At 68.0% G+C, this 13,203-nt stretch carries 16 protein-coding genes; 11 read left to right on the forward strand and 5 right to left on the reverse strand.

Annotated elements, in window-relative coordinates; genetic code table 11:
• Positions 1-56 precede the first annotated feature (56 nt).
• The gene (locus A5787_RS24025; RefSeq protein WP_156764108.1) at positions 57-1,052 is read left to right on the forward strand and encodes a hypothetical protein; all 996 of its coding nucleotides are present in this window, start codon (positions 57-59) and stop codon (positions 1,050-1,052) included.
• Positions 1,053-1,217: 165 nt separating this feature from the next.
• Positions 1,218-2,123, forward strand: coding sequence for a phosphatidate cytidylyltransferase (locus tag A5787_RS24030; RefSeq protein ID WP_066971734.1), 906 nt, complete (start codon positions 1,218-1,220; stop codon positions 2,121-2,123).
• A gap of 8 nt (positions 2,124-2,131) precedes the next feature.
• On the opposite strand, the gene A5787_RS24035 is transcribed toward A5787_RS24030, so the two are convergent.
• Together A5787_RS24035 and A5787_RS24040 are read right to left on the reverse strand one after the other, a co-directional pair.
• Positions 2,132-2,767, reverse strand: coding sequence for a lysophospholipid acyltransferase family protein (locus tag A5787_RS24035; protein WP_066971736.1), 636 nt, complete (start codon positions 2,765-2,767; stop codon positions 2,132-2,134).
• The gene (locus A5787_RS24040; protein ID WP_231994141.1) at positions 2,764-3,612 is read right to left on the reverse strand and encodes a CDP-alcohol phosphatidyltransferase family protein; all 849 of its coding nucleotides are present in this window, start codon (positions 3,610-3,612) and stop codon (positions 2,764-2,766) included. Before A5787_RS24040 ends, A5787_RS24035 begins: the two co-directional genes overlap by 4 nt.
• A 336-nt stretch (positions 3,613-3,948) precedes the next feature.
• Here A5787_RS24040 and A5787_RS24045 point away from each other — a divergent pair, with 336 nt between their 5' ends.
• Both A5787_RS24045 and A5787_RS24050 read left to right on the forward strand, forming a co-directional pair.
• The gene (locus A5787_RS24045) at positions 3,949-4,314 is read left to right on the forward strand and encodes a DUF732 domain-containing protein (RefSeq protein WP_066971738.1); all 366 of its coding nucleotides are present in this window, start codon (positions 3,949-3,951) and stop codon (positions 4,312-4,314) included.
• A 77-nt stretch (positions 4,315-4,391) separates the two neighbouring features.
• Positions 4,392-4,730, forward strand: coding sequence for a DUF732 domain-containing protein (locus A5787_RS24050; protein WP_066971740.1), 339 nt, complete (start codon positions 4,392-4,394; stop codon positions 4,728-4,730).
• A 3-nt stretch (positions 4,731-4,733) separates the two neighbouring features.
• Here A5787_RS24050 and A5787_RS24055 read toward each other — a convergent pair whose 3' ends face one another.
• Entirely contained in the window at positions 4,734-5,765 is a 1,032-nt protein-coding gene (locus A5787_RS24055) for an epoxyqueuosine reductase (RefSeq protein ID WP_066971742.1), read from the reverse strand.
• Between the two features lie 104 nt (positions 5,766-5,869).
• On the opposite strand from A5787_RS24055, the gene A5787_RS24060 reads away from it, so the two are divergent.
• The gene (locus tag A5787_RS24060) at positions 5,870-6,109 is read left to right on the forward strand and encodes a three-helix bundle dimerization domain-containing protein (RefSeq protein WP_156764109.1); all 240 of its coding nucleotides are present in this window, start codon (positions 5,870-5,872) and stop codon (positions 6,107-6,109) included.
• A 28-nt stretch (positions 6,110-6,137) separates the two neighbouring features.
• Here A5787_RS24060 and A5787_RS24065 read toward each other — a convergent pair whose 3' ends face one another.
• Complete coding sequence (locus tag A5787_RS24065; RefSeq protein WP_066971746.1) at positions 6,138-8,426, reverse strand: MMPL family transporter; 2,289 nt, start codon at positions 8,424-8,426, stop codon at positions 6,138-6,140.
• A 71-nt stretch (positions 8,427-8,497) separates the two neighbouring features.
• Positions 8,498-9,115 (reverse strand): DUF3060 domain-containing protein, encoded by a 618-nt coding sequence (locus A5787_RS24070; protein ID WP_066971748.1) that lies wholly within the window; start codon positions 9,113-9,115, stop codon positions 8,498-8,500.
• Positions 9,116-9,361: 246 nt separating this feature from the next.
• Here A5787_RS24070 and A5787_RS24075 point away from each other — a divergent pair, with 246 nt between their 5' ends.
• The 6 genes from A5787_RS24075 to A5787_RS24100 are packed head-to-tail and all read left to right on the forward strand — an operon-like array spanning position 9,362 to position 13,010.
• Positions 9,362-10,285, forward strand: coding sequence for an NmrA family NAD(P)-binding protein (locus tag A5787_RS24075; protein ID WP_066971750.1), 924 nt, complete (start codon positions 9,362-9,364; stop codon positions 10,283-10,285).
• Positions 10,278-10,532 (forward strand): NmrA family NAD(P)-binding protein, encoded by a 255-nt coding sequence (locus A5787_RS24080; protein WP_066971752.1) that lies wholly within the window; start codon positions 10,278-10,280, stop codon positions 10,530-10,532. Before A5787_RS24075 ends, A5787_RS24080 begins: the two co-directional genes overlap by 8 nt.
• Positions 10,523-10,843: a hypothetical protein gene (locus A5787_RS24085; protein WP_082977422.1), complete on the forward strand. Its 321-nt coding sequence runs from the start codon at positions 10,523-10,525 to the stop codon at positions 10,841-10,843. Before A5787_RS24080 ends, A5787_RS24085 begins: the two co-directional genes overlap by 10 nt.
• A gap of 49 nt (positions 10,844-10,892) precedes the next feature.
• Entirely contained in the window at positions 10,893-11,630 is a 738-nt protein-coding gene (locus A5787_RS24090) for a DUF899 domain-containing protein (RefSeq protein WP_066971753.1), read from the forward strand.
• On the forward strand, positions 11,614-12,579 hold the full coding sequence (locus tag A5787_RS24095) for an RNA polymerase subunit sigma-70 (RefSeq protein WP_066971756.1): 966 nt from the start codon (positions 11,614-11,616) through the stop codon (positions 12,577-12,579). Before A5787_RS24090 ends, A5787_RS24095 begins: the two co-directional genes overlap by 17 nt.
• Entirely contained in the window at positions 12,576-13,010 is a 435-nt protein-coding gene (locus A5787_RS24100; RefSeq protein WP_066971757.1) for a DUF6632 domain-containing protein, read from the forward strand. Before A5787_RS24095 ends, A5787_RS24100 begins: the two co-directional genes overlap by 4 nt.
• Positions 13,011-13,203 lie beyond the last annotated feature (193 nt).

Genomic DNA, 13,203 nt, shown 5'->3' on the forward strand with positions numbered 1-13,203 from the left:
TCGCGCCCCCGCCCCCCCCCCCTGCCACACCACGGCGCAGCAGTCGCAAACGCCTTGTGGTATCGGTTCTTTCGGCACTGGCCGTGCTCGCCCTGCTGGCCGGAGCGGGAACCGTCGCGGCAAACAAGTTCATCGCCCACAACGCGTCCAAACATGCCGCCCAAGATCGAGAAGCCGCGCGGCTGGCCGGACAGCACTACCTGGAGGCGCTCGCCGTCGGCGACGCCCGCGCGGCGCTGGCGCTCGGCGCTCAGCAGCCACCGACCCCGCAGCTGCTCACCGACAAGGTCTTACGGGCGCAACTCGCCACGACGCCGATCACCGACATCGTCGTTACCAACGACCAGACCCAGGACCAGGCAGCGGCCGCCGATGCGCAGCGGCTGGTCATGGCCGCGAACTTCGGTGCCACCCCATCCAAAACCGTGCTGTGGGCGCACAAGAAGGACGGCCAATGGAAGCTCGACGTCACCACCATCGAGGTGACCATCGACAAACCCGCCAACGCGGATGAAGCGATGAAGACCATTGCGATCTACGGGGTGGGCACCAACGGCGCCGACCCCGTCTCGGTATTTCCCGGCACGCCCGCGGTGTCGTCGACCAATCGCTACATCGACATCGCCGCGCCCACTAGGCCGTTGCTCCTCGAGTCGCTCACCGACGCAAACAACCGATCCAGCATCCAACCGACCGTCGCACTCAACGACGCCGGCCGCCAGGCCTCCCTGGCCGCCGTCGACGCCAAGATCCACTCCTGCTTCACCGGAGTGGCGGCGCCGGCGGGGTGCTGCCCGCCGGGTGGATGCCAATTCACCGGCGGACCCGGAACCAATTACGACACGCTGAAGATCGACAACATCGAGAGCACCCAGGACATGAACTACGAGCTCGACCCCAACGTCATGAAAGTTCACGTCACGGGGACCATCAATTACTCCGCGCAGGTGCAAGTCAACTCCCAACCGAAGACCCTGCGCGACGCCATGCGCGTGGACAGCTTCGTCGACCTGACCAAAGAGCCACCCGTCTACGCGGGCCGAAATCACTGAGCAAGAACGCAACGCCCCGGCGATGCCGCGTTTTTCGATCCCGGAAAGGCCGGACGGCTTATCGTTTCCTGGGGCCGCAGTTTGCTGGGAGGCTGATGTGGACGGGACGCCGTTCGGCCGGTACCGCTCGACCGCTCCGCTCCACCGACACGCCTGGCCGCGCTGATGCTCACCGACGATTCGCTGTGGATCCTGCAATGGGATCGGCGGATGCCGCTCAACTTCGACCTCGGCCCGCTGCACGTGCACCTGTACGCGCGATCGGTGTTCTTCATGTGGGTCACCGTGGTGATCCTGGTGATCGCCGGAGTCGTGGTGCTGGCCTCGCGCCGGCGCGAGCTGATCCGGCGGTGGACGACGTGGGTGATGATCGCGCCGGTGGTCGGCATCCCCATCTGGATCGGGCGGGGCACCACCGCGGCGCTGGCCGGCGCGCTGGCGGTGGTGGCGGTGTTCGAGTACGCGCGCCTGGTCAAGCTCGGCAAGGTCGACACCTATCTGCTGCTGGGCCTGGCCGTGCTGTATCCCGCCGCGGCCTGGCTGCACCCGCCGCTGCTGCGGCTCGCGCCCATCGTGGTGCTTGCGTGCGTGCTGCCCTCGGTGTTCAGCGGCGACGTGGAGCACGGCAGCAGGCGCACCACGTTCACCGCGTTCGGTTCGGTGTGGATCTGCTGGTCCCTGGCGCACCTGGTGACGCTGTGGTCGGACGCGTATCTGGTGTGCTTCGCGGCGGCGGCCACCGACGTCGCGGCCTGGTGCGGCGGCAAGGGGCTGCGGTTCTTCGGGTGGGCCCGAAGGCCGTTGTCCCCCTTGAGCCCCAACAAGACGGTCGGCGGCCTGGTCGGCGCGGTCATTGGTGCGTTTCTGGTGCTGATGCTGCTGGGGACGGTCACCGTCGGGCTGTGGGTCGCGGTGGCGTTCGGCGGTGTGCTCGGGGACCTGGTCGAATCGATGGTGAAGAGGCAGGCCCAGGTCAAAGACGCCGGCACGTGGCTGCCGGGCTTCGGCGGCCTGCTCGACCGGATCGACTCGCTACTGCTGGTGCTGCCGCTCGCGTATCTGCTGGGCTGACCGGCCGCTCACGCGGCGTGCGTGAGCTCGAGCGGCTTCGTCGTGTCGTCGTCCCGCAGGGCCAGAACCTGCGCCCGCAGCTGCGGCGCCGAGGCGCTGTGCGGGTCGACGGGTTCCCCGATGCGAACCTGCATCGGGGCTTGGGAGATGAAGCTGGCACCCTTGGGTAGCACCTCCGCGGTGCCCAGCACGGCGACCGGAACGACCGGCACGCCGCAGTCGCGCGCCAAGCGCAGTGCGCCGGAGCGGAATTCGCCGACGCCGCCGTCCGTCGAGCGGGTGCCCTCGGGGTAGATGACGACGGTGCGTCCGGCCTTGAGCGCCGGGCGCGCCGCGGCCAGCAACTGGGCGTAGGTGTCGGCCCCCGAACGCCGCACCGGCAGCACGCCGATCAGCGAGGAGGCCACGAAACGGCGCACCGGCACGTCGAACCAGTAGTCCGCGGCCGCGGCGAACACCGGCTGGGCGCCGGCGGGCAGCGCGGCGAGCAGCACCGCGGTGTCGGCGTGCGAGGAGTGGTTGGCCACCACGACGCAGCCGCCCGGCACGCGCCACCGCCCCGTGACGGTCAGCCCGCCCGAAACGGCGCACACCGCCCGCCACAGCCGGTGCCGCAGCACGCTGGCGATCCGGGTCGCGGTCATGACGCCAGCACCTCAGCCTGTCGCTTCGCCGCCAGCTCGCGACGGGCTGCCCGCAGCCGCAGCGCCGCGGTGATCAGCGACCCGTTCACCAGCTGCGTGCAGACCACGGGAAGGATGACCGGGAGCGCGGTCGCCAGCAAGACGAACAGGCAGCGTTCGGTCTTGCCGAGCGGGCCGCCGTTGCGCCGCTGCGCTCCGGCCGCCGCGGCGGCCAGCGACGCAAAGGTGGGCAGCGTCGCGGCGAGCGCCGCCACCAGCACCATGAGCACCGGCCAGGACAAGAAATGCAGCCCGGGGCCGCGCTGTCGCGCCGCCCACACCGCCAGCCCCGCGAAGGTCAGCAGATCCGAGGCGCGGTCGCCGATTTCGTTGAGGACGAATCCCCAGGGCCGGCTCACGCCGCGGGCGCGAGCGACCGCGCCGTCGAGATTGGCTCCGGCCAGCCGCAGCGCGAGGAACAGGGCCGCCAGCGGCCACCATCCCAGCGCGACGGTGACGCCCGCCGCGCCCGCCGCCACGACCCCGGCCGCGGTGAACACATCCGGCGAGATGCGCCGGGCCACGGCGACATTCACGATCGGCGTCAACCGGCGGGTGTACCACGGCTTCAGCGCGTAGAGACCCTGCCATTTCCGGGGAGCACGCTCGACGGATGCGGTGGGCAGCGGGACGACCACGCCGCTGACGACCTGGAGCCGGGGAATCGTGAGCACGTCCGTCGCCGCGAGCGCGCGCGATCCCGTCGTGTAGCAACCGCGGTGGGCGATGCGGGGCTCGCTCATGGGGGTCAGCGCTCCGATGCTCCGCGTGCGCAGGGCCGGCGCGTTGTCGAGGTCGGTGCTCACGGGGTCTTTCCTCTCGGTGGGTGGTCTTTAGTTGTGCTAGTCGACCCCGCCCGCTCGGCTACCGGTCCCAACATCTCCGACCGCCGCCGCGCGATGGGCCGCTCGCGTCGGTAAGAGCCACCGCTCCCCTACGGTCGGACACTTTCTTGCGAACTTTTCTCCCGGGCCGGTCGCCGTGACCGGCAGCACCTACATAACTCCGCGCCGCTTGCCAATTCGTGGCGAAGTTCTTGCGGAATTCTTGCGACCGCTCGGAGAGAGAAAAGCCGAGATTTCAGCTAGCGTTCAACCAAGTCGTTCTTGACTCGAAGCCGATTTATCAACATCGGGAAGGCCATGAATATCGGTCGCACGAAGTGGTCGGCGGCGGGCGCGGGCCTGCTGTCGGCCGTCGCACTGCTCTGTGCGGCGCCGGCGGCCGCGGATCCGATCGATGACGCCTTCGTCGCGGCCCTCGCGAAGAACGGGATCCCCCTGTCCGACCGCGGCACCGCGGTTTCGCTGGGCCACTCGGTGTGCGCCGGGTTCGATAAAGGCGAGCCGTCGACCCACGTGGCGCTGGGGATTGCGAGGGACACCCCTCTTTCGGTGAAACAAGCCGGCTATTTCGTCGGCGTTTCGGTGGCCGCCTACTGCCCCCAATACCGCGGAAACACCGACAACTCGTTCAACTGGGCGGTGCCGTTTCCCCCGATGATGTGAGCCCGGGCGGCGCTTTCGCCTGAGGTGCGGCGGAGTTATTTTTGGATCGACGCACATCGCCCGCCCAAAGGGGAACCATGACCCACTCCAGGGTTGGTCGCGGGACAAGGTCGGCATTCGCCGCCGCCCTGCTGTCGGGCGCCGCCCTACTCGCCGCGGCACCGGCGTCGGCGGACCAGCTCGATGACGCCTTCATCGCCGCGCTGGTCAATCAGGGGCTCCCGGTTCCCGATAACGACGCCGCGATCCAGGAGGGCCGCACCATGTGTGCCCTACTCGACCAAGGCACAACGCGACCCCTGCTCGTGATGAGGCTGATGCGGGACACCAATTTGACGGCGAGGCAAGCCGGCTTTTTCCTCGGCATTTCCTCGTCCGCCTATTGTCCGCAATACCGGACAACCGTGAGCGGGTAGGTTCTAGCGCCCCCGGACCCCGCCGTCGACGACCTGCACCGGCTTGTGCGGATAGCGGCGTTCGGCGTGCGCCTTGGCCCGCGAGTTGGGCAGCACGTACAACGTTTCCTTCTTGTCCTGCAACGGTTTCAACACCAGGTCCATGAATCCCTTGCGGTTCTCGAGGTACGGCTCGATGACGTCCTCCCCCGCCGGGCAGACCGCCAGGCAGTAGGCGGCCTTGTAATTGGGCTTGAAGGACAGGCTCTGCCACATCGAGGCATTCTCCGAATCACTGACCCGCGAACGGAAATCGGCCGCGTCGACGCTGTCGGCGATGGTCTGCACCCAGTCGGTGAACCCGCCCATGAATTCGCGATAGTTGTGCACCGAGCAGGAGACGAAGTCGAAATCGCCGTCCTTGCCGATCGCGCCGACGGGGCAGGCGGCCACGCACAGCTTGCACTCCAGGCACGGGCTGTAGTCCAGCGGCCGGCCGTAGCTGCTGATCGGCGCGTCCACCAAGATCGTGCCGAGCAGGATGAAGTTGCCGAACTTGGGGTGAATCACGTTGCGGTGAATGCCCATAACGCCGAGGCCGGCGGCCACCGCGACGGGCTTGTGCGCCACCACCCAGATCCGGCCGGGAAAGTTGTCCATCTCCATCGGGAAGGTCGCCGACGGGTTCAGCGCCCGATAGCCGGCATCCTGCAGCCGCCGCACGATGCGGTGGGCCGCTTCGTTGAGCACCTCGCCGCTACGGTGGAACTCCTGGTTTGCCACGCTGCGCGCCGTCGAGCGCACGTTGTCGCGGTTCATCTTGACGACCAGCGAGATGTAGCTCTTGGTTCCCGGCAGCGCGGCCTGGACGTGCTCGGCCTCGGAGGCCAGGTCCGGATTGTCGATGCTGGCGAACGCGACGTCGTCGACGCCGGCGGCCAGGCAGATCTCGCGCAACCAGTCGGCTTCCAGCGGGCCGGGCCGCTGCGTCGGGCGCGAGCGCACCCGCCGCACGGTGGGGTGCTCGGCCAGCCGACCGGGAAGTTTTTCCGCCATGCTGGGTATAGTACCCGATACTCAGTTAAAGGGAAGCGCGCGGGGTGGCTCGCCGTTCGTTAACGACGTTTGACTTCCGCATGAACGCATGCGAGCCTGACGCCGTGATCGAGTTGAGCGAGCAGCAGATCATCGCCGGGGTGGCCGATCGTTTGACCAGGAAATATCCAAGCTTTGCAGCGGAAACCGTGACCGCGGTCGTGCGGGAGGCGTATGCCCGCTTCGAGGGCCGGCCGGTGCGGGAGTACGTTCCGCTTCTCGTGGAGCGGTTCGCGGCTCAGGAACTCGAGCTGCTGGCCTCGACGGCCACGCGAACCACGCTCGACCAAGCTATCGCCGTTTGATCGCACGGCATCACCGGTCGCGCTGCGGCTAACTCTGGACGCCGAACAGCACGCGGCGACCCAGCATCCGCCAATCGGGTTGCGCATCATCGGGACCGCGGCTCGCGGTTTCGCTGATCCCGAACCGTTGGTGCAGCCGGGCCAACCATTCCGGCGCCCACCAGTTGGCCCGGCCGAGCACATGCATGACCGCCGGCACCAGCAGCATGCGCACCAGCGTGGCATCGACCAGCACCGCCACCGTGAGCCCGAACCCGAACAGCCGCATGAGCGACACCTGGGCGGCCATCAGCGCCACGAACGAGATTGCCATGATCGACGCCGCGGCCGTGATCACCCGCCCGGTGTGGGCCACGCCGAGCGCGATGCTCTTGTCGTTCGCCCCCCAGCCTCGGTGCGAGGCGAGCCAGTACTCCCGGATACGCGCGATCAGGAACACCTCGTAGTCCATCGAAAGCCCAAACGTGATGCAGAACAACAACACTGGCAGGTCCACCCCGATCGTGCCGGTCGCGGCCGTGCCCAGCCCGCCCAGGTGCCCCTGCTGGAACACCCACACCACCGCGCCGAACGCCGCGGCGAGCGACAGTGTGTTCGTCACCAGCGCCTCGAAGGGCAACACCGCGCTCCCGGTCAGCAGGAACACCAGTATCACGGTGATCACGGCGATGATCGCGAGCACCAGCGGCAGGCGCGTCGTGATCGCGTGCACGGTGTCGCGATCGCTCTGTGCCGCGCCGGTGAACTGCACCGGTCTGGCGGCCGGGGTGGCAACGGCGTGCAGCCGGTCAAGCTGAGTGGCCGACGCGGCCGAATACAGCGGTGCGAGGGTGCTCACCGTCAGGAAGGCGCTGCGGTCCTTGAGGTCGGTGGGCCCGGTGGGCGGTCCCGCCAGCCTGCCGCCGACGAACGTGCCACCCGGCGAGGATACCGATGACACGTCCGGCACCCGCGACAGCGCGGCGGCGTAGGCATTGAGATCGGCCGGGCTGAGACCGGCCGCGTTGCGCAGCACCACCGTGACATCGGGGACCCCGCTGCCGGGGAAGTCGGTGCGCAGCTGGTCGCCGACCTGGCGCGCCGAGGCCGAGGTGGGCAGGACCCGGTCGTCGGCGACACCCCATCGCACATCGCGGAACGGCGAGCCGAGCAACAACAGCAGCGCGACGATGGAGATGACGATCGGGGCGGCATGGCGCATAACGGATCTCGTCCAGCGATACCAGAACCACCGCTCGTAGGGTGCGGGCCCGGGCTCCGGGCGCCGCAGGATCCGGCGCAGCAGCCGGCGCGCGTCCAGCGAGTCGAGCCGGTCTCCCAGCAGCACGATCGCCGCCGGCGTGACGACGACCGCCGCGGCCACCGCGAACGCGATCACCGCGACGCCCGCGTAGGCAAACGATTTGAGGAAGTATTGCGGGAACAGCACCATGGTGGCCATCGACAGCCCGACCGTCGTCGCCGAAAACAGCACCGTGCGGCCGGCGGTGGCCATCGCGCGGATCAGCGCCGCGTCGCGAGTCTGGCCCTCCGCCAACTCATCCCGGTATCGACTGAGGATCAGCAGCGTGTAGTCGATGGCCAGCGCCGCGCCCATCGCGACCGTCAGGTTCAGCGCGAAGATCGACACGTTGGCGAACAGCGAGACCGCACGCAGCGACGCCATCGCGCCGAGAATCGCGAATCCGCCGACGACCAGCGGCAGGGCCGCGGCGAACAAGCCGCCAAAAATCCAGACCAGCACCAGAAAACTCAGCGGCAGCGCCAGCGACTCCATCACCAACAGGTCTTCGCGGGTTTGATCGTCCACCTGCCAGAAGACGGTGGCGTCACCCCCGGCGCGCACTGTGACACCGTCGCGGTCGTGAACGAGTTCGCGGGACAGGCGCTCGGCGGCTTTCTGGGCGTTGGCCTCGCCGCCGGTGATCGCGGCCATGATCAGTCCCGTGTTGCCGTCCTTGCTGATGAACGCGTGCGCCGCCGCCGCGGGCACGGTCCACGCGGATTGCACTTGTCCGACATTCGGCGAATCCTGCAGCCGCGCAGCGAGATCGGTGCCTACCGCCCTGGCGCGTGCGCCTTCCGCGCCGCCGCTGGAGGTGACGGTGATCAGCATGACCATGTCCCCCTGGCCGAACTTCTGGGAGAGCAACGCCGACGCCTGCGACGACTCGGAGCCGGGATCGAACCAGCCGCCGGGCAACAGCTTCTTGCTCACCGGGATGCCGAAGAGCGCAGTGCCGATCATGACCAGAACCGCCAGCGCGATGACGCGGCGCGGCGCGGCGAGGGCGAGACGGGCGGATGCGTACAGCACGCTAGTGGGGAGCCATTTCGTGTTCGATGAGTTCACCGTAGATGAGCCTGTCCCAAGTGGCCCAGGCGGTCTCAGCCCTTCCTGACGATGTTGCCGGTTCCCCCAACCGAGATCTGTGGCGCTCCGCCGTGATAGATCACCTGGTTCGCGGAGCCATCGGTGTCGATGGCGTCCGCGTTGTCCGCGACCACCTTGTTGCGCGAGCCCCTGACGATGAGATGGGCGCAGTGGCCGGCCACGTAGGCCGAGTTCCCATTGCCGGCGACCGTCAGTTCGGCCCGGTCACAGACAACCGTGAAAGTGGCGCTGCTGGGCTCCTCGGTGAGGTTCCCGCCCGGACCCACGGTCAGCGCGCCCGACAGGTCCGCGGTCGGTTCGGCGCCCGGCAAGGCGGTGGCGGGCGGCGAGTGCTGCTCGGCCCGGTACGGATGGAAGACCAGGATGGCCACCAGCAGGATGCCGGGCACCAAGAAGATTCCCCACATGCTGCTCAACCGGCGCCGCCGGCTCATCTGACGGCGCAGCAGTTCGTAGTTGGGCGGATTCACGTTCGGCGGCTGTGGCGCCCAAGCGCCCGGCGCGGGCCCGGCCTCGTTGCCTGCCGGGACATTCTCCCGGGGGCCGCCTTTCGCGTCGGCGAGGCGGCGTTCCAACTCCCTGATTCGCTGTTCGGGATCGTCGGAGTCCATGACCGGAATGCTCCCACACGTTGCGGTAAAGGATGTGTGCTTAGGGGCGCCGGCTGAAACTCGACCGCGGCGTCAGCAGCCCTGCCGCACCGAGACTCTTGACGTGGTGTTGGGCATGGCGTTTCCTTCCCCGAGCTCGATCCCGTACGACGAATGGGCGCGCCGGAGTGACAGCGCCGATGAGTTTGAGCCGCACGCCGCCTCTGTATAGGCGTTAAGAGTGTTTGCCTACGAGAGGAACCCGAGATGACGCAGCAGACACCCACGCGCTACCTGATCGCGGGTGCGGGTGGAAGCCATGGAGCCACGGGCAATTACGCGGCGCGACAGCTGCTCACACGCGGGCTGACGGTTCGCGCGTTCGTTCGTCGCGCCGACGAACGGGCCGACCTACTCAGGCAGCTCGGCGCCGAGATCGCCGTCGGCGATCTCCGCGACTACCGCGACGTGCGCGCCGCGCTGGAGGGTGTGCAGGGCGCCTACTTCACGTACCCGCTGGCCGAGGGCCTCCTGGAGGCCACAGCGACCTTCGCCGTGGCCGGCACCGAGGCGGGCGTGCAATCGGTGGTGAACATGTCCCAGATCACCGCGGGGCCCCATCATCGCAGCCCCGCGGCTCGCGCACACTGGTTGGCGGAGCGGGTGCTGGACTGGTCGGGAATCGGTGTCACCCACCTGCGGCCCCCGTTCTTTCTGGAGAATCTCTTCAACGTCGCAGCCCCAACCGTTCGCTCGGAAAACAAGATTTATCTTCCGTACGGCGACGGGGCCCACGCCCCGATAGCGGGTGAAGACATCGCGCGCGTGGTGGTCGGCATCCTGACCGACCCGGCCGCGCACCGCGGCAAGACGTATGTGCCCACCGGGCCGGCGTCGTTGACGATGACGGAACAGGCCGGGGTGTTCAGCCGGGTGCTGGGCCGCCCCGTCGAATATGTCGACATACCCGGCGAGGCCTGGAGGCAGGCCCTCGCACGGGTCCCCGTCATGACGCCGTATTTGATCGAGCACCTCTCGCGGGTGGCCGAGAGTCACCAACACGGTGTTTTCGACACCGTGACCGACGTTGTCGAGTCAATTGGCGGCGTGGCGCCCCAGCCGCTGGAAGCCTTCGTTCGGCAGCACCGAACCGCGTTCGGCGCGACGCAGGAGGCCCGCCTCGATGCCTAGTCGAGCCACGTCGGGATTCTGGCGCGACGGCCCGGTCACCGTCATCGGCGCGACCGGCCAGCGAGGCGGCGCCGTCGTCGAGGCCCTGCTCAACCGGTCGGTTCCGGTTCGGTCGGCGACGCGAAACCTAAACGGCGACAAGACCCGTGCGCTCGCGCAGCCCGGCGTTGAGGTGGTCGTCCTCGCCGGCCACGAGGACCTCGAGGCGATGTTCGGCTGGCTGGCACGGACGGACGGATGGGGGTGACGGGAATGCGCAGGGCCGCCGTGGTGCAGTACCACACCGGCACCACCTCGGCCGAGCACAACCGGGCGTTGATCGAGGAGGTCCTAGACGAGCTCAAGTCCCGCGATCCCGGAGGGTTGGACTACCAGGTGTTCCAGTTCGATGACGGAACGGGTTTCCTGCACATCGCCGTGTTCGACGGCACCGCAGACCCGTTCGCGGATTGCAAAGCCGACCGGCACTTCCACCACGACCTCGAACAACGGCTGGCAACACCCCCGACAATCACCCGCGCCAGGCTCATCGGCGCCTACTTCGGCAGGAACCGATGAGTTTCGGCGCCCAGGGTCCTCAGTATGTGATGAAAGGACGGGAACACCGATGAAAATCTCACGCATCGCGCCCCGGCAGGAGTGGCTCGCCGCGCGTCTCGACCTGTTGGCCAAGGAGAAGGCCGCCAGCCGGCAGCTGGCCGCCCTGGCCGAGCAGCGCCGCGCGCTGCCGGCGGTGCCGGTCGACAAGGACTACACCTTCGAGGGCCCCGACGGCAGCGCGCGGCTGATCGACCTGTTCGACGGCCGCAGCCAGCTGATCGTCTACCACTTCATGTGGCTGTACGACATCGACGAAGGCTGCCCGAGCTGCTCCTTCGCCGCCGACGACATGCCCGACCCGATCCACCTCAACGAGGGCGCGGACACCACGCTGGCGCTGGTGTCGCGGGCGCCCTACCCGCGGCTGCGGCAATTCAAAGCGCGGATGGGCTGGCGGCTGCCCTTCTACTCGTCATACGGCAGCGACTTCAACTACGACTTCCACGTCACCAGCGACGAGTCGATCGCACCCATCGAATACAACTTTAAGGACAAGACGACGCTGCTGCGCGAGGGACTCGGTTACCTCGCCACCGCTGGCGCCGACGGGCAGGGCATCAGCGTCTTCGTCCAGGACGACGGCAAGGTCTTCCACACCTATTCGGCCTACGGGGTGGGCGCCGACGTCATGTTGAGCACCTATCGGTTCCTCGACCTGACCCCGCTGGGCCGGCAGCGCTACATCAACCAATGGCCTTGGCACGACACCTACGGAACATCCGACGGCCATGCCCACCACCACTGAGACCAGCGAGGACTTCGGGCGGCTCGCCGAACCGTTCCGGCGCGAGCTGATCGCGTACGGCTACCGGATGCTCGGCTCGCTTGACGACGCCGAGGAAATCGTGCAGGACGTGTATCTCGAGGCTTGGCGCGCCTACGACCGCTTCGAGGGACGCTCGTCGCTGCGCACCTGGCTGTATCGCATCGCCACCCGCGCCTTTATCAAGGGGATCGAGCGACACCATCGTCGCCCGCTGCCGTCGGACCTCAGCGATCCGGCGATGGATGCCTTCGTGGCGGTGCAGCCCGGCTCGGCGGAGCTGGCGTGGTTACAGCCGGCGCCCGATTCCGTGCTGACCGGCGCCTTGGCCGATCCCGCCGCGGTGGTCACCGCGCGGCACACGGCGCGGTTGGCGTTTATCGCGGCGCTGCAGGTGCTCACGCCCCGCCAGCGGGCGGTGCTCATCCTGCGTGACGTGCTGAGCCTGAGCGCGGCCGAGGTCGCCGCGGTCCTGGATCTGAGCGTCGCGGCGGTCAACAGCGCGCTGCAGCGGGCGCGTTCGCGGCTGCCGGCCGACCACGACACGGTTGTCGAACCGTCGCAGACCCGAGAACGCGAGCTGCTCGACCGCTATGTGGCCGCGTTCGAAAACGCCGACGTGACCGGCCTGATGGCGGTGTTGACCGAGGACGCGATGTTCGAAATGCCGCCGGTGGTCACGTGGTTTCGGGGTGCGGACGACGTCGGCGGGTTCCTGGGCGCGCGGATGCGCGAGTTGGGCAAGGCATCGATCATCCGGATTTCGGCCAACTGGCAGCCGGCGGTGGCGCTGTACGTCGGCCCCGGGGGAAAGCGGCGGCTGCACTCGCTGCAGGTGCTCACCGTTGCGCCGCAGGGGATCTCACGCATCGTGTCGTTCATGGACCGCGGCGCCCTGAGGGCATTCGATCTGCCGGAGGCTCACTCGTGAGCGCGTTCCGGGTTTTCCTGCGCGTCTACGGCGTGCTGACGTTGGCGATCTTCGTGTCGCTGTTCGTGGGCTTTGTTGCGCAGTCGCCGCTGTTGGCCGAGCATGGCGGCCCGCTGAACTGGACGATATGGAACGACGTGCGCTGCGGCAGCGAACATCTGCACGTTCCGCCGATGCTGATGGTGATCTACATCGTATGGGGAGTCTTTCTGCTGCGCGCCGCCGGTGACCCGCCTCGCTACGCGTCGTTTCTGGACTTCACCATGTGGGCCAACCTTGTCCACGGGGCGTTGATGGCCGTCCAGGCGGCCACCGAACTCGATCACTACTGGAGCAAGTTCCTCACCGACATACCGTTCGTGTCGATCCTCGCGCTCGGCATCTATCTCTGGCGCCGCAAAGAGGCAGTCGGCCCGATTAATTCGAGGTGAACACCGAAAGGCTGCACGGCTAACGGCGCCGCCGAAAACTCTCCGGCACGAAACAGAACGCCGCGAACAACGCCCGCGGATATAGAGTGCTGCGTAGAGCACTGTCACGACCACGACGACGGTCAGCACGGTGCACTGCCGGCCACCGATTCCCGGTGCGGCTCAAGGAGGTTCGCGGCCAGAAACGCCCTTC

Source organism: Mycobacterium sp. 852002-50816_SCH5313054-b (genome assembly GCF_001667185.1).
Lineage (GTDB): Bacteria > Actinomycetota > Actinomycetes > Mycobacteriales > Mycobacteriaceae > Mycobacterium.